Origin of the sequence: Paenibacillus amylolyticus, assembly GCF_051136285.1 — a bacterium.
Classification (GTDB): domain Bacteria; phylum Bacillota; class Bacilli; order Paenibacillales; family Paenibacillaceae; genus Paenibacillus; species Paenibacillus amylolyticus_F.
Genome location: NZ_CP194938.1, coordinates 6,529,018 through 6,547,165, shown reverse-complemented (window position 1 = coordinate 6,547,165; position 18,148 = coordinate 6,529,018). Strand labels below are relative to the sequence as shown.

General features: G+C 45.2%; 23 protein-coding genes and 1 pseudogene. 10 read left to right on the top strand and 14 right to left on the bottom strand.

Translation table 11 applies throughout. The features are described from left to right. Positions 1-10 precede the first annotated feature (10 nt). The 4 genes and pseudogenes from ACR8BL_RS28615 to ACR8BL_RS28600 form a co-directional block, all read right to left on the bottom strand. On the bottom strand, positions 11-727 hold the full coding sequence (locus ACR8BL_RS28615; RefSeq protein WP_434750667.1) for a DUF1361 domain-containing protein: 717 nt from the start codon (positions 725-727) through the stop codon (positions 11-13). A gap of 233 nt (positions 728-960) precedes the next feature. After that, positions 961-1,953 (bottom strand): sigma-70 family RNA polymerase sigma factor, encoded by a 993-nt coding sequence (locus ACR8BL_RS28610; protein WP_434750666.1) that lies wholly within the window; start codon positions 1,951-1,953, stop codon positions 961-963. A gap of 35 nt (positions 1,954-1,988) precedes the next feature. Then, a complete protein-coding gene (locus ACR8BL_RS28605; protein WP_434750665.1) occupies positions 1,989-2,435 on the bottom strand; it encodes a carboxymuconolactone decarboxylase family protein in 447 nt (148 codons plus the stop codon). A gap of 544 nt (positions 2,436-2,979) precedes the next feature. Then, positions 2,980-3,496: pseudogene (locus tag ACR8BL_RS28600) on the bottom strand (cupin domain-containing protein); the annotation flags it as partial. A gap of 180 nt (positions 3,497-3,676) precedes the next feature. Here ACR8BL_RS28600 and ACR8BL_RS28595 point away from each other — a divergent pair. Then, a complete protein-coding gene (locus ACR8BL_RS28595) occupies positions 3,677-3,961 on the top strand; it encodes a hypothetical protein (protein WP_434750664.1) in 285 nt (94 codons plus the stop codon). Positions 3,962-4,078: 117 nt separating this feature from the next. On the opposite strand, the gene ACR8BL_RS28590 is transcribed toward ACR8BL_RS28595, so the two are convergent. The 7 genes from ACR8BL_RS28590 to ACR8BL_RS28560 all read right to left on the bottom strand — a co-directional run bounded on the left by ACR8BL_RS28590 (position 4,079) and on the right by ACR8BL_RS28560 (position 9,194). Next, a complete protein-coding gene (locus ACR8BL_RS28590; protein ID WP_434750663.1) occupies positions 4,079-4,678 on the bottom strand; it encodes an SMI1/KNR4 family protein in 600 nt (199 codons plus the stop codon). Between the two features lie 8 nt (positions 4,679-4,686). Continuing rightward, entirely contained in the window at positions 4,687-5,157 is a 471-nt protein-coding gene (locus ACR8BL_RS28585) for a hypothetical protein (protein ID WP_434750662.1), read from the bottom strand. Between the two features lie 25 nt (positions 5,158-5,182). Continuing rightward, positions 5,183-6,484, bottom strand: a complete 1,302-nt coding sequence (locus ACR8BL_RS28580; protein WP_434750661.1) for a hypothetical protein — start codon at positions 6,482-6,484, stop codon at positions 5,183-5,185. Positions 6,485-6,509: 25 nt separating this feature from the next. Next, positions 6,510-7,256, bottom strand: coding sequence for an SMI1/KNR4 family protein (locus ACR8BL_RS28575; RefSeq protein WP_434750660.1), 747 nt, complete (start codon positions 7,254-7,256; stop codon positions 6,510-6,512). A 90-nt stretch (positions 7,257-7,346) separates the two neighbouring features. After that, entirely contained in the window at positions 7,347-7,904 is a 558-nt protein-coding gene (locus ACR8BL_RS28570; RefSeq protein WP_434750659.1) for a hypothetical protein, read from the bottom strand. After that, positions 7,904-8,554 (bottom strand): hypothetical protein, encoded by a 651-nt coding sequence (locus ACR8BL_RS28565; RefSeq protein ID WP_434750658.1) that lies wholly within the window; start codon positions 8,552-8,554, stop codon positions 7,904-7,906. Before ACR8BL_RS28565 ends, ACR8BL_RS28570 begins: the two co-directional genes overlap by 1 nt. Positions 8,555-8,585: 31 nt before the next feature. Further along, on the bottom strand, positions 8,586-9,194 hold the full coding sequence (locus tag ACR8BL_RS28560; protein ID WP_434750657.1) for a hypothetical protein: 609 nt from the start codon (positions 9,192-9,194) through the stop codon (positions 8,586-8,588). A 511-nt stretch (positions 9,195-9,705) separates the two neighbouring features. Here ACR8BL_RS28560 and ACR8BL_RS28555 point away from each other — a divergent pair. The 3 genes from ACR8BL_RS28555 to ACR8BL_RS28545 all read left to right on the top strand — a co-directional run bounded on the left by ACR8BL_RS28555 (position 9,706) and on the right by ACR8BL_RS28545 (position 11,951). Beyond that, positions 9,706-10,698 (top strand): multicopper oxidase domain-containing protein, encoded by a 993-nt coding sequence (locus ACR8BL_RS28555; RefSeq protein WP_434756507.1) that lies wholly within the window; start codon positions 9,706-9,708, stop codon positions 10,696-10,698. Positions 10,699-10,719: 21 nt separating this feature from the next. Further along, complete coding sequence (locus ACR8BL_RS28550; RefSeq protein ID WP_434750655.1) at positions 10,720-11,403, top strand: Crp/Fnr family transcriptional regulator; 684 nt, start codon at positions 10,720-10,722, stop codon at positions 11,401-11,403. 122 nt (positions 11,404-11,525) lie between these two features. Continuing rightward, positions 11,526-11,951: a YlbF family regulator gene (locus ACR8BL_RS28545; RefSeq protein ID WP_434750654.1), complete on the top strand. Its 426-nt coding sequence runs from the start codon at positions 11,526-11,528 to the stop codon at positions 11,949-11,951. A gap of 152 nt (positions 11,952-12,103) precedes the next feature. Here ACR8BL_RS28545 and ACR8BL_RS28540 read toward each other — a convergent pair whose 3' ends face one another. Next, the gene (locus ACR8BL_RS28540) at positions 12,104-12,829 is read right to left on the bottom strand and encodes a ZIP family metal transporter (protein ID WP_434750653.1); all 726 of its coding nucleotides are present in this window, start codon (positions 12,827-12,829) and stop codon (positions 12,104-12,106) included. Between the two features lie 222 nt (positions 12,830-13,051). Beyond that, positions 13,052-13,330 carry a YwiC-like family protein gene (locus tag ACR8BL_RS28535; RefSeq protein ID WP_434750652.1) on the bottom strand — a complete coding sequence of 93 codons (279 nt, stop codon included), beginning with the start codon at positions 13,328-13,330 and terminating at the stop codon, positions 13,052-13,054. Between the two features lie 125 nt (positions 13,331-13,455). Between ACR8BL_RS28535 and ACR8BL_RS28530 the strand changes: the two genes are divergently transcribed. From ACR8BL_RS28530 to ACR8BL_RS28505, 6 genes are all read left to right on the top strand, one after another. Continuing rightward, a complete protein-coding gene (locus ACR8BL_RS28530) occupies positions 13,456-14,157 on the top strand; it encodes a Crp/Fnr family transcriptional regulator (RefSeq protein WP_434750651.1) in 702 nt (233 codons plus the stop codon). Between the two features lie 385 nt (positions 14,158-14,542). Continuing rightward, entirely contained in the window at positions 14,543-14,776 is a 234-nt protein-coding gene (locus ACR8BL_RS28525) for a DUF2249 domain-containing protein (RefSeq protein ID WP_090917009.1), read from the top strand. A gap of 17 nt (positions 14,777-14,793) precedes the next feature. Then, positions 14,794-15,171, top strand: a complete 378-nt coding sequence (locus ACR8BL_RS28520) for a hypothetical protein (protein ID WP_434750650.1) — start codon at positions 14,794-14,796, stop codon at positions 15,169-15,171. Continuing rightward, complete coding sequence (locus tag ACR8BL_RS28515; protein WP_434750649.1) at positions 15,164-15,814, top strand: DUF2249 domain-containing protein; 651 nt, start codon at positions 15,164-15,166, stop codon at positions 15,812-15,814. Before ACR8BL_RS28520 ends, ACR8BL_RS28515 begins: the two co-directional genes overlap by 8 nt. 13 nt (positions 15,815-15,827) lie before the next feature. After that, a complete protein-coding gene (locus ACR8BL_RS28510) occupies positions 15,828-17,060 on the top strand; it encodes a hypothetical protein (RefSeq protein ID WP_434750648.1) in 1,233 nt (410 codons plus the stop codon). 25 nt (positions 17,061-17,085) lie between these two features. Continuing rightward, on the top strand, positions 17,086-17,385 hold the full coding sequence (locus ACR8BL_RS28505) for a metal-sulfur cluster assembly factor (RefSeq protein WP_434750647.1): 300 nt from the start codon (positions 17,086-17,088) through the stop codon (positions 17,383-17,385). A 313-nt stretch (positions 17,386-17,698) separates the two neighbouring features. Here ACR8BL_RS28505 and ACR8BL_RS28500 read toward each other — a convergent pair whose 3' ends face one another. Next, complete coding sequence (locus ACR8BL_RS28500; protein WP_434750646.1) at positions 17,699-18,040, bottom strand: cupin domain-containing protein; 342 nt, start codon at positions 18,038-18,040, stop codon at positions 17,699-17,701. Positions 18,041-18,148: the final 108 nt, after the last annotated feature.

Here is an 18,148-nt window from a genome sequence, read left to right as displayed (position 1 = left end):
AAGAACTCACCTACACTTTCTTGTCATTGGTTTGTGTACTTGCTTTATCTGATCCAGACCCTCTCGCATTCATCAGATAATACAACGTAAGGTAGATCGTGAGAAGAAACGTTCCAAAGAACATACAAAATGCCAAAGAGGGCCGGCTTACACTTTCGTGCATTAGCCTGATCAACAGCTCACGATTGGTCAATGCATCCCAGCTGTTTAACCGATACACCCGTCCAAGCAGAACACCATAACTCCCAAGCGCTGTTCCACCCAGTACAAATATCCATGACACTGCACGTCCCCACCGTTCATAGATGACTTCCTGAATCTGATACATCGACAGAAACCCTACCAGTAACCCTGCCCATACAAACATCAGCACAACCATAAGATCATACCAATAGTGGAACTCTGCACCGTTTCCGGCAATATATCTTGAGCTTCTTGACGTCAAATGAAGTAAATCCGTAACAATATATGAAGAGTTCGGGAAAAACAATAGCCACAGCATCGCACTAGGAACTGCAAGCCATATGGCTCCTGCCCACTTCAAACGACTCAATCTATAGGTTATTGATGAGAACAAAAATGGGATCCAACCCAAAAACAAATTCCAGATCAGGAAGCGGAAATACGTCTGATCCAGCCAATCTGCCGCCGCATAGTACAGACCCAGCGTGACGACAGTAACTGCACTTAGAAAAACAAACATGTGAACATAATTCAGTTTTTTCAAAGAATATAACCTCACTTGTGTAAAATTCCAAATCCCACATCAAATATTACATATATTTACTCCTTTTCAAACCTATTAAATCATACCATGTAAATAAGTAGAATCAAATTTCTGATAGATGAGTTCGACTCAAAATGACCTCTCAAATGTTTTTACCCTTGGTTTATTTCATACTAAAAAAAAGCGACAGTCCTGATTACAGGAACATGCCGCTTTCTTATGTGTGGTTAAAGTTAATTCTTGCATTGATTATAATCTTCGCCCAAAGGCTGCACAGTGCTCAGCTTGTGTGGATTGACAATAAGATACACACCATGGATTCGATCCCCTGAAGTATTCATTTCCACACATACCACTTCAGATACCTGCCCGTCTTTCATCAAGGCAAGCTGTGGCTCACCGTTAATAAACGCAGGCTTCCACTCTCTTTCTCTTAATGAGATGAGCACTCTGGGAGAGGTCAGAATCGCAAGCACGCCTTGGTGTACACGCATGGTTTTCATAATCGTCCTCACTACACCGCCCCCGTCCGCTGTGAATACAGGCTGATCTGTCAGCAGTTCAAGCATGGCTGAAACATCATGACGGAGAAATGCTGTGGTAAAACGGCCAAGTATTTCTTCTTTGGTTTTCCAATCGGCGTTGGGAGGATCCATCGCTGGAAGTTTTTCAGGCAGATTTCGTCTGGCACGACTGTATATTTGTCGACAGTTACTCTCTGTTTTCCCCAACCAACCCGCGATCTCCGAATAGTCATGCTCAAAGGCTTCTCGCAGCACAAAAACAGCACGTTCCATGGGGGATAGACGTTCCAGCATCACCAGATAGGCGTACGAAATCATTTCTTTTTGCTGTATCGCTTCCTCTGGCGTATTTATCGTTTCATACACACCTAATGGCTCGGGAAGCCATTCTCCGACATAATGCTCTCTCTGGTTACGGGCAGAGTTCTGCAGATTCAGGCAGCGGTTCACGATGAGTTTTGCAAGGTAAGCCTTGGGTTGATGAATATCCTGAATATCCTGATTTTCCTGATTCACCATACTTTGAAGTCCTGCAAAGCAGTCCTGAACGATATCTTCTGCCTCTGTCACTGTGCCCAGCATCCGGTAAGCGATGGAGAAGGCATAACTTTTATACATTTTATATAACTCACCAACATCCAGAGAAGACGGTTTCGGCATATATTTATTTTCATTTGGATCAAAATTGAGATTGGACTGCATGAGATCGCCTCCTCTGGCTTGGTTCGTTTGTCATTTTAGTTAAAACAACCGGGGTACATTCCTGTCGTAATGGCGATGCGATTCCAGCTATTAATGGAGTTGATCGCCATGATCAAATTAACGATCTCTGTTTCACTGAACTGTTCACGCGCTTTATCGTATATCCCAAGAGGAACTCCATGTTCCGATATCCGCGTCACAGCCTCGGCAAGTTCAAGCATAACACGTTGTTTCTCCGTAAATAAAGGCACTTCATGCCACACACTCAGCAAAAGAATATGATCCCCGTAATCGCCCAGCTTCATCAAATCTTTAGCATGCATGTCCAAGCAAAAAGCACAGCCATTGATCTGAGACACCCGGATTTTCAACAGCTCATATAACACCTTATCTTCAAATTGTCCGGATATATGTTGCTCCATCGCCATCATGGCTTTGAAAGCACCCGGGTTTGCCGCCCTGTAGTTCATACGTAAATTCATTATTTCATTCGCCTCCATCATTTGGTCTACATACTGAAGACAAACAACACATGTAGTTTGTGACAGCATTATAAAAAATAAAAAAAAAGGCGCTCTAAGTTGAACGCCTTTTTATCGTTATGGAAGCTGAATATGAGGATTAGAATGTGAGGATTATCGTCATGATTACAGAGATGAATAGACGACTGCATACTGTAATGAATTGAGTATGTTTATTGAATTCACGCCTCGTTATCTGATTTCAACTGTACGGGTAGTTCCGTATAGTATGGACATCCTGGTTCGTGGATAATACGCGGATCTACCCAGGTACCCCAATGTGGAAGACGATTCACATATGGAACCATATTGGGTTGCATATTGGGTTGATTGTTAGGCAGCATGTTCGACTGAATGCTTGGTTGTACGTTGGGCTGCATGTTCGGTTGATTGTTAGGCTGCATATTCGGTTGATTGTTGGGCTGGATATGAAGTGGTTCGATGTTAGGTTGGAGGTTTGGCCCTACATTAGGCATATGGTTTGATGACGGAGCAACCTGAGTTTTACAATCTGTCGGCGGGCCGATAATTACCGTTTTTTGAATGGGAGCCAAAGCTTCCTGCACTTTGTGTTCATCCAGACAATAGGTATGAGCCAGTACGCTTGCAGGTGTCAGTCGCAGAATATCGGAGCCAAATATCGCTTCGGGTACAGGTGCATCAAAGATCGCGAGCAGATGTGTGTGATTTGCCGTTGCCACTTCATAGTGCCACCAGCCTTGAGGTACGTTAGCCGTTTGCCCCGGTGTGATCGGGAAATGCAGCAATTCATTTGTAAAGGGGTTAATGAGGGAAACAACCGCCGAACCACTAATGCAATAAACAAGCTCGTTTGCGTTCTGATGAATTTGAGGTTCAACGACATTGCCTGCACTGAGAAAAATATCCAATAACGAGCTGTTGCCCAACGTATTGAGCTGTTTCACCGAAAGTGCATTAATGTAATTATATTCATCTTTCTTAAAAAGCGGATTTTTGCTCAGATCATACGTAAACTGTGTGGTCGGTACAGTGAAATCCATGTACGAGGTTGCCAAAATAAAACGCCTGCCCTTCGCTCTCGGTTTAGGTAATAACCTATACCTCAGCTTATGCCCAGTGCCCAGATCTGTGCCCATTTAGACTGGGCTAAATCTCTGTGTCAGCAAGTGATGAATCTGCATAGGCTGATATCATCAATCCAGACATTGGAGGCTTGTGATATGTCAATTGTTCCAGGTTCTACATCAACCCAGCAGTTAGGTTATCCTTATCCTTATTATCCGCCCCCTCCACCGCCGTACCCTTATCCATATCCCTACCCTTATCCGCCAGTAGTGCCTTTTCCTCTTCCTTTTCCTATCGGGGGACTTGGGCCTTGGTGGCACGGAGGTTATCCGGGACATTACCCTGGGTATCCGGGAGGGCCACACGGCGGCGGACCGGGCGGACCCGGTGGACCAGGAGGTCCCGGCGGGTTTCATGGTCACCGCTTCTTCCAGTGGTAGAGACTGAGAGTTTCACGTTCTAAGACCAAAATCTAGAACTTACCACAGGAGCTGTTAAAGTAGCTCCTGTCTTTTTTTAATTTATTTTTTATATCTGATATCATTTACATTGAGCATCTAGTATTCAATTTCCTGGATTAAATTCAGATTGAGGTTGGACATCCGAAGAAGCTCCGTAAACGAAGATGTAACGTAATAAACAAAGTCTGGATCATGCACATACATAATAATCTGCCCATATGTACCTGCCTCTGTTGGATCAAAATCAAGCATCAAGTAGAGTGAACCCCCAGCCATTGAGGCAAATGGAATCCATGATTTATGGAACAAGTACGGTTTTATTTCAGGATCCAACTGGCAAATCTCTTCCTCCCCGTAATGCTCCTCCAGCTTCTCGTCTACATCACAGAAGTATTGTTTGGTCTCCCGAATCTCATGTAGCGACATCAGATAGAAAGGATTGCATGAGCCTTGCTCCGCATCACCCGGGTACAACACATGCAGACCATAACCACTGCCATCCGTATGACGGTAAAAAGCACGGAAATCATCTGGTAGGCGAACCTCATACTGTTTTTCAAACTGATCCAGTTCGGCCTCCGAGGCCCCTTCCAATTGGAGATACGTGTCATACAGCGACCGAATCTCTTCATCCTGTATTTTCCGGTCTAACAATTGGTTCAATTCTATCCGTAGATCGTTGATAACAGTATCCACTCCAGACTTCATCTCCCTTCACCTTCACCTTTCTCCACAATGCAGTCCAACACATATTGTTCATATCCCCAGAACGCTTCTTGCTCATCGCCGCCTTCAATCAGGATCATGACTGCATAGGAGAACAGATTAAGCCATTCTTCCATCACCGTAACCTGCTCATCCGAGATCAAATGATTACTGCGAAGCATACCCTCCGGTTCTAAAGCCCAAGCCCTCGCCAGATGAGTAATACTCCACAGACAAGCCATCACTTCACGATCCAACGCTGGATTCGAAAGATCCGGAGCGAGCACGCGTAATATGCACATCAGTTCATGGAAATTCGCTTCAAGCAATTGACCACGAAAGCGACGCAGGCTACCGAGAAAACCATGTTCCATGGTGGGATGATTCACATCATCGTGAGCAAAGGCATGACATTTTAACAACAGCACAGCCTCTTGACGTTCCATATCATCACCCTTTAGTAAAATCATTCATTCAGACCGTCACCAGCCCATGCTACCAGCGCAGCGGCTCTTGTTCACGCCACAATACATAACGCTCCCTTTCACGCAAAGCACCTGTGCCAATGCCGTATTCATCCATACGGTCCGAACGCAGATCAAGGATATGCAACATACCGCCATAGGTTCCCACGGCAAGCTGAGACTGCTCAGGTGAGACCATCAGGGAATAGATTGTTGACCCTACAAAATGACGCCAAAGCTCTTGTCCTTCGCGGTTGATACAGTACAAATAACCGTATGCATCACCGATTACCATACCTGCTTCAATCTCAACCATGGCATACACACGCGCATTCTCGTCCATGATTGGCCATTCCTCTTTCTGTTTACTAACCGACATGTTGTCTAGCGGAACTTGAATCGTGACCCCATTGTAAAAGTGACAGGCATTAAACCAGACAACTTGGCTGTCCCGGCTGAATGCCACGCAATGCGGATAACTGGATTCCGGCTCCACTTCATACGTCTTATTGGACTCCCGATCCAGCACGGTATGGCTACTCATCTGGCTACCCCAAGCAATCTGGCGCTCGTCATAGGATACTGCGGTATGTCCCATAGCAAGCTGAGTATCTTCATACTCATATTCCTGAATCTCAGACGCGTCGGGATGAAGTATTGTCACCTGCTCCTGTGCGATCAGATAGATACCGTACCGGGATTGAAGTAGTAGCGTCTGCCCTTGATCCATGGGGATCAACTTTTCAAGCGTGCATTCGGGGTGTGTAATATCCGCCAGGGATTCAATTTCTGGCAAATTGGCTTTTATTCGATCCTGAATCCCGTTCCAAGGGTAGAATGAGACCTGCTCTCCTTCAAGCCTGCAATCAGGCTTGAAAACGACACGTACACCTTCCCGATTCGCCAGAGCAACGTAAGCACCGCCCTCTGAACAGCCTGCAAACGTATATTCCGGACTACACCACCATCCCTGCTGATCCATCGTGTATACTTGGCCGTTATTCGACAATATACCTGTGTTACAGAGCACCGTTTCCTCATTCAAATAACCTGCAACCTGTACAGCCTGCATGGAATCCTGAAAATGATTGCTCAGCGGCCATGTTGCCGCAGGTAATTCTTCTCGAAGTCGTTCCACCTCACCCTGAAGATTAGCCTGTTTCACCATCTTCATGACTTTAGCACTCATGGCATGGCGGGTATCATCTGCCAGTTCGGATTCATTCGGCTGCTCTCCTTGAAGCATTTTATGTACAAACGCATTGACATCGCCCGCGTACCGCTTGCCTTCATTTCGCCACTGGTCTGCAATTTTTGTATTTAGCCACTCCATCAAATCACCTCTCCTTCTAGTGTGTTTACTCCTGTAAGGTGCAATGATGTACCTGCAAAAATTGTTGTAACTCCTGCACTTGCCTCTGCGCTTCTTGTGCCTCAGTCGGATCATTATTTTCATAGAACAGTGCAATTTCCCGCTCATATGCGTAATTAAAACGAACATATCCGCCAATTCCCGATTGGAACAGCATGCATGTATATTCGTTCTCAATGACCAGATCCCATGAAAAGTTCGATTGGCACAGATCAGCCAGTTCCTTCATAGAGACACCATGTTCTTTTCCCGTAAAATGATAAAAAATATGCTGCCGCTCCTCGTTCCACGGTTCGAAATATGCCGGCCTTGAAGGTTCGTCTCTGCGGTAATATCCGCAGTAGATGTGGTCGAGAATTTCAGGAAATGACTCATTGTTTGCCGGCCACACTGAAATCTGTTCATCATGCCGTGGAAGCCATATAAGTCCTTCCACATCGGCATGAACAGCCAGGAAATCTCCATCTACTGAACTTCCAATGCTGATACACTCTTGCAATTGATGCTGGCTGATTACCGTTTCTTCTGTATGTTCCCAGAGATCATATTCTGCAAATGGTTTTAACACCTCGGAATCCGGCCGTTGAATGTTTATCCAGCCCGAATAAGTCCCTTCCCCGTATTGTTGCATCCAGCTTTGATAAGCTAAAGGCAGAGAAACGGAGTGCTGCTGCTCAACTTGCTGCAACTCCTGAGGCGAGACAGTCTTTAATACACGAGACACGGTATACATTCGGAATCAGCTCCTAATTATAGTTCACAACAGGATTTACACGATGGATTGAATCCATCAGATGCCATTATATTGATTGACGTATCACATTTAAGCCAACTCTTCCTGTACAATTTCGGTTTCTACACCTTTCCGATTGCGAATACGAATGGCAAAAGCATCATAACCATTACGTTTAACTTCATTAAAATGTACACGCTCGCCTGTAATCAGTTCGTATGTTCCATCTTCCTGGGCGTCCTCACCAAACTCCTCATCCCATGGCACATTGTAAAATGCTGTCAGATGAACTTCGAATGTATCCTCACCCTCCACATCGAGATAAGGACGAAGCGGCCTTTTATTCACTTTTTCCTCCGGATATGTTTCACACAACATCGCATCGTAACCGTGCTTCGCCGCATCAATGAGCAGATAACGTTCACCTGTTACCGTATGTTCTGCATAAACCAACAACGGTGTCATATCATGCCACATAATTAGATCATCTTCATCCAGGTCACCATAATAAAAAATATGAAACTGATCATGTCCGTCAGCTGTCTGCAGTTTTCCTTGCCATTCCACATCATGTGTTTTTTCTGCCGTCACGCTCTTTGTCAGCCCTTGCAGATATACAGGCCCACGCTCTACACCATACATATTCATTATTTCGCCTCCATTTTGTTCATTCGAATGGTGACGACTTTATGCTCATCATCCACCGTCAGTTTTACATCGATGCCCAGCTTTTCACGAAACAACGCCGTAATATTCAGGTAGGGATCACGAGCGGCTTCCGTGCCGTGATTGCTTGTACGGCTCATGCCTTGATGAATGATAGACTTCACCAATTTGCCGTCTCCTTTTCCCGTTTGTTCATAGGTATATATTACCTTTCCCTCGCGATCTACCAGGGTTAGTACTGTAACAAAGTCTTTTGCATTGGTGTATTTGTTCTCACTCCGCACATACTTATGATCCGTTTGCGAGAAGTTAACTTGACCGGCCAGAAACGGATTGTCTCCACCCGGTGTAACCTCATACTCCTTGTATGCCAGCTGAAACAAGTTTTCAAGACCACTCACGTCGATACGGTAATACAGCTGGCGATCTTCTTCTCCTTTGTCCATCGCTGTAAAGCTGTTGATCAGCGGCCATGCCTGGTATGATTCCCCTTGCACATCCACCGCAATGGCGTAATCAGATAACACTTTTTCTTTTTGAAATACACCATAGGTCTGCATAATAAAATAAGCAGGAATGCAGAGCATGGCAAACACAAACAGAGTGATCCCCGTGACAATTCGTTTATTCATCTTTTTCTTCCCCTGTCCCTGATGATGATCTTCATCGGATGTTATGCTGCATTTTGGTCAAAATACGAATCACGGCCTCCCTGTTCTTGGCATCTTTGATATACGCCGGTATGCTGTGAGATGCTGTCTTTATCATGACTCCACCATACTTCACCCGCAAATCAGCAGAAACATAAGCCATCAGATAGTTCAGATGCTCACGATTCACAGCCCAAATCTGCTTGCCGCGGATGTAGTCCAGAAAGTACAGTTCCAAATCAAAGATCGGGTCTCGACCTAGCCGAATATCCCGGTAATACCCCCGACTAACCGCCCGTTTATGCAGTTTAGCCTGATTACTAGCTCCGCAGTGTGGACAGGTAATATGTACAAGCGAATGTGATGTCATCTTCTCGTCCGTTACCACTACATTAAACCACCGCTCACATATAGCACAGTATCCTTTGCCCGTATATTCATAGTCTTCTTCTTTGACCGCATGAGCGTAGCACTCGTTACATTTCCAATGCAATTCTCTATTACGACATTCAATATAAGCATGCCCGCCGCATGATGGACATTTGACATCGATTCGCTCTCCGCGGTGAAGCACGGCATAATAGCTGTATTTGAATGCAGGTTCGTCTTCGAAACGTATCATATGCAACCTCTCCCTTCTTCTACGGTTTCTGTTATATAAGTTAAACTAAAGATTTTACACAGGCCACTCCGATGACAGAATAACCTTACAATCGCTGTTATCCCCAGATTTTTTAGATTCCCTTTCCAGAGGAGAAAATCCGGTGACAAGCATATGCTTCCGATGTAGCTTTCTTACAGAAAGCTTCTAGGCGACCGCTTCGCTTTCCAGGTTTTTTCTGTCCTCTCCGTTAACGTGTAAAAGAAAAAATCAACTTATATACATCCACTGCATAATCCCACATCGTTCCATATAACCGTCTTTAAAATTATATGAAACTCTTTACCCAAGCACAACAAATGCAGGCGGACTGTCTTAAAATAACGTCCATAGTCCTACACAAGTGTGTGCCTTATCACACCCATCATCCCATCGATAACGTAATCTGAACGTAGGACATTCTTGTAACCCTCATTTCTCCAATCTATTTTTGTGAAAATCATCACTTGTTAACCGAAAGGGTTGTGATTATATGCTCTCGTTTCCTAACATCTATAAATACACGTTAATCTTAACCATCTTTACGTCCGCTCTATCTCATTGCAGTTCCACAAGTCCCGTTCAGCACAACTCAAATGAAGCGGTTTTCTCCAGCTCTGCGCCAAGTCAGCCACCCGTTGATCCGATTATCCGCAGAGAAGGTCAAACCGTCTATATCGAAATGACCGCCCAAGTGACCGATATCGAAATTGCGAAAGGTATCATCTATAACGCCTGGACCTTTAATGGGACTTCTCCTGGCCCCGTCCTGCGTGTGAAAGAGGGGGATACGATTGTTTTTACGTTAACAAATAAAGATGCCCGCATGAACCATTCGATGGATATGCACGCTGTTCACGCTTCTCCGAGCAGTAAGTTTATCGATGTCATGCCGGGAGAAGAAGATACGTTCACTTATCCGGCATCCAATCCCGGCGTATTTATGTATCACTGCGGAAGCAAGCCGACCCTCGCCCATATAGCCAATGGCATGTACGGCATGATTATCGTTGAACCCAAAGCAGGATACCCTTCGGATCATCTTGTTGACCGTTCGTATACCCTTGTGCAGAGCGAATGGTACAAAGAGCATGATTACAATTCTTTTGTGAACGGGGAACCGGAGTATGTTGTTTTTAATGGTAATACCTACACCTTGAAAGAACATCCACTGCTGGCCAAGGTAGGAGATACCGTGCGCATCTATATCAGCAACGCGGGTCCAAATGAAGTCTCTTCCTTCCATGTCGTAGGTACGATTATGGATCGGGTGTACACGGACGGTAACCCAAGAAACATCGAGTACGGAATCCAGACGGTTATGCTTCCCGCCAGCGGAGGAGCGGTTGTTGAGTTTACGGTCACCGAGGAAGGTGACTATCCCATCGTAACCCATCAATTCAAACACGTGGACAAAGGTGCCTCTGCTGTACTTCGTGTAACGAAGGATGGCAAAAATCACGGTGGTGAGACCATGGCTCATTAATATACAAGAGGTGACTAAGAGATGATCTGTATCCATGAAAAAAACGACGCCTGTTTCACCAAAGTTTCGCTGTTTCAGCATCGGGACCCTGCGGACGCTGCATTGCTGACCTCTCTTCTCCATACCCGGAAATATCATAAAGGCGAGTATGTTGTAAAGGAAGGCGAACGTTCAGATACCCTTTTTGTGATACATCAGGGCAGTGTTAAACTATCCAAATATAACGAGAACGGCAAAGAACATATTATCCGGTTTCTGTTCTCAGGCGATTTTTTCGGACAGAATTCATTACTGCATCAGACACCGCATCAATCCAATGCCGAGGTTCTTGAGACCTCGTCGATATGCTCTATCCGCAAACAGGACTTTGACCAATTACTTGAGCATGACCCCAAACTTGCTTATCATTTTTTGCTTGCCATCACCCGTCTGCTCCATGAGACCGACGAGTGGAACAGCTCCCTCAGCGCAATGACGACGGAGCAAAAAATTGCGAAGTTGCTCCTCGACTTCCATACCCGGAATCATGCAAACCATGAGATCCGACTGCCTGTTTTCAAAAAGGATATGGCCTTGCTTTTAGGAATTACACCAGAGACGTTAAGCCGGAAATTAAACATGATGCAACATCAAAGGCTGCTTCAGGTAAACGGCAATGAGATTCGGATTCTGCAGCTGCAGGAGTTAAAAGATATGATCTCCTGATCGATTCATCGCCTGCTCGCATATGTAAACTACTTAACCCAGGTTGTGAGTATCGTCACAGTGAACGTCTGATTTACAGTATAAAGTGATTAATAAGAAAAGAATTTCAGGAGGCTAACCTTATGACGACTACCGTTGTTAAATTGGACAAACAAATCATTATGCATAAAATGCAGGAGCTATGCTCCCTATTGTTACAAGATGAAGGCTACAAAGAGATGCGTGAGATGATCGATCAATTTGCCGCAGACGAACAAGCGACAGAGCAGTATGAGTACTTCATGGAGAAACATCAGGCCCTTGAAGAGAAAGAGCGTCAAAATATTGAGTTGCTCGAATCGGAGATTAAAATCTACGAAGAGGAAGAACGTGCGCTCTATGATCATCCGCTGATTCGCAGATTTATCTATGCACAGCGTGAATTCAGCCAATTACACCAGCAGATCAGCAACTATTTTACAAAATCGGTTGAATTAAATCGTCTGCCCGAAGCCAAAGAGCTGGGCAAAGAAGCCTGTGGCTGCGGCGGAAGCTGCTCCGGTCACTAATTGCTGTACAACCTCTAAACGATAATAACTAAACGATATCTACCTATATGAAAGAGTATCCGTAACTCAGAATAAATCTGAGGGGGATACTCTTTTTCTTTACATACATAATTTACATACATAAGTCGGAAGGTGTCACAACATGTTCAGGATTATATATCCAGCAGCAAAGAAACCAGTAATCCCATCGATGCAATCAACCCTACGACAGGGCCGCCTTCTTCAAAAGCCTCTGGCATCATGGTTGAACAGAGCATGGCTATAATGCCTCCTCCGGCAAAAGCACCAATCGCTGCTCCCATCTCTTTCGGTAGCTGTTCCAGGAATAAATAACCGCCCATTGCGGCAAGTGCTGAAATCAGCAATACACCGAGCCACATCAATAGAATTTTGCCTTTGCTATACTTGCTATTCTTCAGTCCTGCGGTACTGGATAAGCCTTCAGGGATATTGCTGACAAAAATCGATACCACCAGCACCACGCTGACACCGTTACCAGCCAACAAACTGGCACCCAGCATGATTGACTCGGGAATTGCATCCATCACCGTGCCTGCGAATATGCCGAGCCCGCTTTGCTGGCTTGAGTCTTTCTTGTTGGAACGTTTACGATCCGAACCACCTTTGGACGAGATAAGCAAATCAAACAACGTGTACACCACAGCTCCAGCGGTAAATCCGATTGCTGTTGGCAACATGCCTCCATCGTTCAGTGCGTCTCCGAGAAGCTCGAACGTAGCTGCACCAATCAGCGTACCTGTCCCGAAAGCCATAATCCAACCGATAACCCTTTTCGGAATCTTCATAAACAAGGCAGCAAGTGCACCAATCACAACCGCTGAGGCGGAGATGCCGCCCCACATGAATGCAATCCACATCCGGGAAGGCTCCTCTCTTGTTCCAGATTGTTTTATCTCCCATTAACCCGGGATAACAGATTAAAAACAATCACTTGATCCAGTGGTCTTTATTTTCATAAAACAGTCGGTTAAACGAGCAGTGCTTCTCCCTATAATTCATCATTCCATGTCAATCCGCTGACGGTGTGACCTATGTCACCTGACGTGGACTTAAATCACGTTATGATAAAATGATGTCATTTACAGCAGGATGAGACAGACCAAGGCAATCGTGCCGTATATGGCGGCCCACTGATATAAACGCTGCCGATTTGCGTTTCGTTTGAGTGATTGCAACAAAGGATATGCGGTCAGATAGAGACCAAGCCAAGCCAAAAATAGAGGCACATGAAGCCACTGAGGGCTGCTTGCCGCCACTCCGACGAGAAAGGGTACGCTGACCATTGCCCATCCACCATGCTCATGAGGGATAACGATCGGTGTTAAATTTGTACTTCCATTGCTTTTCAATTCAATCATAACCTCCTGTCCGATTTGTCATTACAAAATGAGGCTTTAAGCACTGATGGTATGAAGATACGAAAATACGATGATAGATCAAGTGAACATATTAAATAAAAGCTCTACTGAGAGGATGAATTCATATGACCAGGGTGAACAAAGAAAACGCAGCAGAATTTCTGCAGCAATTCCCAATTTTTCAGGATCTGAGTCCCGAAGAGTTGAAACAGGTTGAAGAAATCGCCATATCCCGAAGCATCAGCAAAAAAACAGTGATTTTTAGTGAAGGCAGTGAAAAAGAAGCGGTGTTCTTCATCCGTACTGGCATTGTCAAAGCTTACAAAACGGACGAGAACGGACATGAACAGATTGTCTCCTTTCTCAAAACGGGTGATATGTTCCCACATACCGGCTTTTTCAATGCACATCCATATCCCGCTACTGCTGTCGCGATCACGCCGACAAGTCTGCTGGCGATTCCTGTCCGTCATTTTGAACGCCTTATGCTTAGCACACCTTCGATTGCCATCAAGATCATGCGTGTATTAGGCGACAAGATACGCGAGTTACAAGACAAATTACAAGTGCTTTCCGGTCAGGATGTTCGTAATCGTGTGCTTTCCTTTCTTCTCATGCTCGCAGAGCAGCACGGTCAGCAGCAAGCCAATAAGGTTGTCATCAATCTCCCCATGACACACCAGGAGTTTGCCAATTCCATCGGAACGACACGGGAGACGGCCAATCGTCTGCTGAATCAGCTCGCCAAAGACGAATTCCTTGAGGTCGATCGCAGCCGCATCATCATTCACAACCTGCAAGCTTTAAAGGAACAACGAGACGCCTGAGCAAGAAGGCAAGATTGTTTCTTGCCTTCTTTTCCTCCGTCTGCTTCTTCTTCCGATTACTCTTAATCACAGCTCCACACTAGATCGATTTCATCTGGAACACGGATCATCTACTCCCGATTGAGACTGCCCTTTGTACAGAAAGAGACCTTACTACTGTAAATCAAGTTAAGGTCTCTTTCTGTATGTTGGATCACTTTTCATCGATCCGCAACCGATATACGCAAGTAATAATGGTATTCCTTTTCCGAACAGGATTTCAACTCAAATAAGGCGAGATTATGACAAAAATAAAGGTGTGAGCAGGCTCACACAGCTCTCCTGTCTGCTTTTCTATAATCAAGTTGCAACACACCACACTAATCCCAATTTGGAGGAATGACATATGAACACATATGCTGCAACCATTAATGCCACAGAGTATCCACCTCATTTGAAACATAAAATTATCTTTGAAACGTTTGAAGCCCTTCAGCCCGAGGAAGCTATGCTGCTGGTTAATGATCACGATCCAAAACCACTCCGCTTCCAGTTTCAATCGACACATCCTGACGGTTTTGACTGGGAATACATCGAACAGGGTCCTATAACGTTTCAAGTCAAAATCACTAAACGATAGATTGGAGTTGAACGGGAATGGCGCATGTTGAAATCATTAACGATACTACACTGCGTCTGACGCTGGGACTCGATGATGCTATATCCATGATTCAGATCGCTCAGCGTGAGCAGGCAGCCTATGCACAAGAAATCATCACACTTTACGAGAAAATGCCCGTGTTCGAATTTACTCATTTTTGCTTCTATGCCTATGACAGTGCGAGACTGTTTGAGCGTGTGCTTGAGATGGATCCCAAAACCTATCTCTCCTTCTCTCTTGATGCACCCGACACATTCTTCTATGCCTTGTACGGCGGCATGGGCGCCTTGTATGAGTCTTCGATCAAACTGGTTCAGCAAGAGAGTGCAGCTGCGACAGTCAGCACTGAAACGGATGTGAACGCTAATGTCTGAAACCGACGTTAAGATTGTGGAACTGGACGTACGTGCTCATCTGAGCAAAAAACTGGAGCCTTTTCAGCTCATTATGGATACTGTTAAAGAACTGAAACACGAAGACGTATTCGTGCTGCATGCGCCGTTCAAACCAATTCCCCTGCTTGGCATTCTTAAGATGAAAGGATACTCCAGTACATCCGAGCGTCTTGAGTCCAATCATTGGGTGACTACATTTGTTCATAAGAAAAATAAAACCGCTGCAGCGAAAGTCTCTGCGGCGGTTCAATCCAAATCTTTGGATCGGCAACCATTATCTGCATCATCGATTGAAGACTTGGCCTCTAATGATGTCAACTCTTCCTGTGAGGGGCAACCTCCAGCGATAGATGCAACTTCAGAATCCGAGCTTTCAGCACAAGATACAGCACCCGCATTGCAGGAGCCGAACATCGTTCTGGACAATCGCGGACTGGAGCCACCTCAACCGATGATGCGCACATTAGCGGCTCTCGAACGCTGCAAACCGGGAGAAGTTGTACTGATTCACAATGACCGTGTCCCTGTTTTTTTGATCGAGGAATTGAATCAGCTCGGTTGTCTCTACACCGTTGAGGATCAGGCGGATGGTACAGCCAAAGTCAGAATTGAAAAAGGGTAAGGGGGCGAACGCCATGTCCAGACTGCCATTTCTTTTTATCATCACGGGCATCTTTGGATTTGTAATGTATCATGCATTCTCCCTGCTCTCACTAACAGGCTGGCTTGGTGATGAATTAAGAGGACCCGAAGGCTGGTTTCATGCCCATTTGTTCGTGCTCGGGTGGGCCACTATGCTGGCGATGGGTGCTGTTTATCAGTTGATACATGTCATTTTGCAAACGAATATCTACAGTACAGTGCTCGGTTACTGTCACTATTTCTTGTTCACCATCGGCGCTACCGGCATGTTAATTGGTTTCACTCAGGCTGATGTGATCTGGATTGCCTGCTCAGCGACGCTTGCACTATTCGGCATCTTGTTATTCGGTTTGAACATGGTTATCACCCTCCTCCGTGCTTCAATTTGGAACCCCGTTACGATCAGCGCAGCATGTGCCTGTCTGTACCTTGTACTTACCGGATTATCCGGCATGCTGATGGGACTGAATTTTCCTTTTGGCGACTGGAATGGTCTGCATCAACGATTGTTTGGCGCACATATCTGGATGGGAACCCTCGGATGGTTTGGCATGTTAATCACTGGATTCAGCTACAAAATGCTGCCGATGTTTTATTTGTCCCATGATTTCTCCATCCGAATGCAGAAGCTTGTTCTGGTCCTGTGGAATGCCGCTGTTATCTTCGGAGTAATCGCATTCCTGACTGGTATAAAGGGCGGCCTACTCTGGTTTGCGCTTTTGCTTTTGACAGGAGCACTGATCTGTTACGTATGGCATCTGGAGGAAATTCAGGAGAAACGGCATAAAAGCAACCCTGGTCCCGGAATCCGCTGGACGGTCTATGTAAGCCGTGCCTTGCTCGGATATTCCATGGCTCTGTTAATCTATAGTGCGCAAGGGATGGAGCAGTTACTTGATTCACGCGTTGTGCTTCTGACTGGTTGGGTATATCTTGGAGGCTGGGTATCCCTTACGATCCTCGGGTATGCTTCCAAAATAGTGCCTTTTCTATGGTGGACCCATAAATACGGTAAACTCGCCGGACGTCCTGGCACTCCACTCATGGCTGGTATGTTAAGTGAAAAAAGGATCAACCTTGGAATACTTGCGATGGTCGCAGCCAGCCTGCTGTTAGTCAGCGGTATTCTGATCAATTTGGCTGAAGTCATGATGGTTGGCGGAACGTTATTGTCTATCATTTCAATCGTGTATATTTCAAATATCGCCTTGGTATTCAGACGTTAACAAGATGGATTGGAGCGTGGAAAAGATGGAACAAACCTCACATTTACTCGAGCATTTAAAAGAAGTCTATGACCCGGAGCTTGGTGTCAACATCGTTGACCTCGGGCTTGTATATGAAGTAAAGGAAGAACCTGAACGCATTCAAGTGCGTATGACACTTACTACACCAGGCTGTCCACTGCACGACACCATCGTTGGTGCGGTGAAATGGGTTTTACAAGAAAATACTGACAAAGCCGATATTGACGTGCAGGTCGTATGGGAACCGCAATGGTCTCCGCAGCTGATGTCCAGAGAAGCCAAAGAAATGCTCGGATATTTTTAAACAGGTGCTTAAAATTAAGGATGTCGGCAGAAGGATATATGTCCAAACAACTCAGTCTGATGAACATCAATTCCCCCAAAAAACGTACTCAAGCTCTGATCCAATCAGGCCACGGTACGTTTTTGTTTGTATTCCGTTTCGCACGTATATGAGATGCTTTTTTCACTTTCCAATTTCCATTTCCATTTTCATTTATTCTATTTCTATTTCTATTTCTTCTCTTTCGCTTTCTCTTACGCTCACTTCAGCACCAAAGAAAAAGAACTCCTCACGGAGTCCCCATTCCCTATTATTCATCCACTTCTATTGAATATTAGATATCCTTGGCATAAGACGCTTCCGGCACTTTATTCAATACCACGAACAAACGGACCTCCGCATCACTCGTGTTATGGAACGCAAATTCAGTCTCACCTCCGCAGGACACCACATCTTCTGCCTGAATCTCATGCTCTTTTCCATCCAGAATCAGTGTACCTTTGCCTTCAACGACGAGAAGTGTGAGGTCTGCACCAGGATGTTTGTGAACAGGAAGCTGTTGTCCTGGCAGAAAATGAAGTATAAAGGTTACACCGCCTCCTTGTTGAAACAACACCCGTTTTGTGAAACGTTCTGTATTGTATGCTTTAACTTCTTGTAATGACGTAATACTCATGATCATCATCCTCCTGTATTTGTTCTGGTTATGCATCCATCTTAACGCGAAAAAACCTGCATCTCCTTGATTCAAATCAAGAAAATGCAGGCTGTAGTGCAGCGATTG

What these genes read in the sequence shown, in the direction of transcription:
- ACR8BL_RS28550 (WP_434750655.1), top strand. Translation starts at nt 10,720, where the DNA reads ATGATCTGTATCCATGAAAAAAACGACGCCTGTTTCACCAAAGTTTCG.
- ACR8BL_RS28580 (WP_434750661.1), bottom strand. Translation starts at nt 6,484, where the DNA reads ATGGAGTGGCTAAATACAAAAATTGCAGACCAGTGGCGAAATGAAGGC.
- ACR8BL_RS28545 (WP_434750654.1), top strand. Translation starts at nt 11,526, where the DNA reads ATGACGACTACCGTTGTTAAATTGGACAAACAAATCATTATGCATAAA.
- ACR8BL_RS28560 (WP_434750657.1), bottom strand. Translation starts at nt 9,194, where the DNA reads ATGATACGTTTCGAAGACGAACCTGCATTCAAATACAGCTATTATGCC.
- ACR8BL_RS28510 (WP_434750648.1), top strand. Translation starts at nt 15,828, where the DNA reads ATGTCCAGACTGCCATTTCTTTTTATCATCACGGGCATCTTTGGATTT.
- ACR8BL_RS28515 (WP_434750649.1), top strand. Translation starts at nt 15,164, where the DNA reads ATGTCTGAAACCGACGTTAAGATTGTGGAACTGGACGTACGTGCTCAT.
- ACR8BL_RS28525 (WP_090917009.1), top strand. Translation starts at nt 14,543, where the DNA reads ATGAACACATATGCTGCAACCATTAATGCCACAGAGTATCCACCTCAT.
- ACR8BL_RS28535 (WP_434750652.1), bottom strand. Translation starts at nt 13,330, where the DNA reads ATGATTGAATTGAAAAGCAATGGAAGTACAAATTTAACACCGATCGTT.
- ACR8BL_RS28500 (WP_434750646.1), bottom strand. Translation starts at nt 18,040, where the DNA reads ATGAGTATTACGTCATTACAAGAAGTTAAAGCATACAATACAGAACGT.
- ACR8BL_RS28585 (WP_434750662.1), bottom strand. Translation starts at nt 5,157, where the DNA reads ATGATTTTACTAAAGGGTGATGATATGGAACGTCAAGAGGCTGTGCTG.
- ACR8BL_RS28565 (WP_434750658.1), bottom strand. Translation starts at nt 8,554, where the DNA reads ATGAATAAACGAATTGTCACGGGGATCACTCTGTTTGTGTTTGCCATG.
- ACR8BL_RS28520 (WP_434750650.1), top strand. Translation starts at nt 14,794, where the DNA reads ATGGCGCATGTTGAAATCATTAACGATACTACACTGCGTCTGACGCTG.
- ACR8BL_RS28610 (WP_434750666.1), bottom strand. Translation starts at nt 1,953, where the DNA reads ATGCAGTCCAATCTCAATTTTGATCCAAATGAAAATAAATATATGCCG.
- ACR8BL_RS28555 (WP_434756507.1), top strand. Translation starts at nt 9,706, where the DNA reads ATGCTCTCGTTTCCTAACATCTATAAATACACGTTAATCTTAACCATC.
- ACR8BL_RS28605 (WP_434750665.1), bottom strand. Translation starts at nt 2,435, where the DNA reads ATGAATTTACGTATGAACTACAGGGCGGCAAACCCGGGTGCTTTCAAA.
- ACR8BL_RS28570 (WP_434750659.1), bottom strand. Translation starts at nt 7,904, where the DNA reads ATGAATATGTATGGTGTAGAGCGTGGGCCTGTATATCTGCAAGGGCTG.
- ACR8BL_RS28530 (WP_434750651.1), top strand. Translation starts at nt 13,456, where the DNA reads ATGACCAGGGTGAACAAAGAAAACGCAGCAGAATTTCTGCAGCAATTC.
- ACR8BL_RS28575 (WP_434750660.1), bottom strand. Translation starts at nt 7,256, where the DNA reads ATGTATACCGTGTCTCGTGTATTAAAGACTGTCTCGCCTCAGGAGTTG.
- ACR8BL_RS28540 (WP_434750653.1), bottom strand. Translation starts at nt 12,829, where the DNA reads ATGTGGATTGCATTCATGTGGGGCGGCATCTCCGCCTCAGCGGTTGTG.
- ACR8BL_RS28505 (WP_434750647.1), top strand. Translation starts at nt 17,086, where the DNA reads ATGGAACAAACCTCACATTTACTCGAGCATTTAAAAGAAGTCTATGAC.
- ACR8BL_RS28595 (WP_434750664.1), top strand. Translation starts at nt 3,677, where the DNA reads ATGTCAATTGTTCCAGGTTCTACATCAACCCAGCAGTTAGGTTATCCT.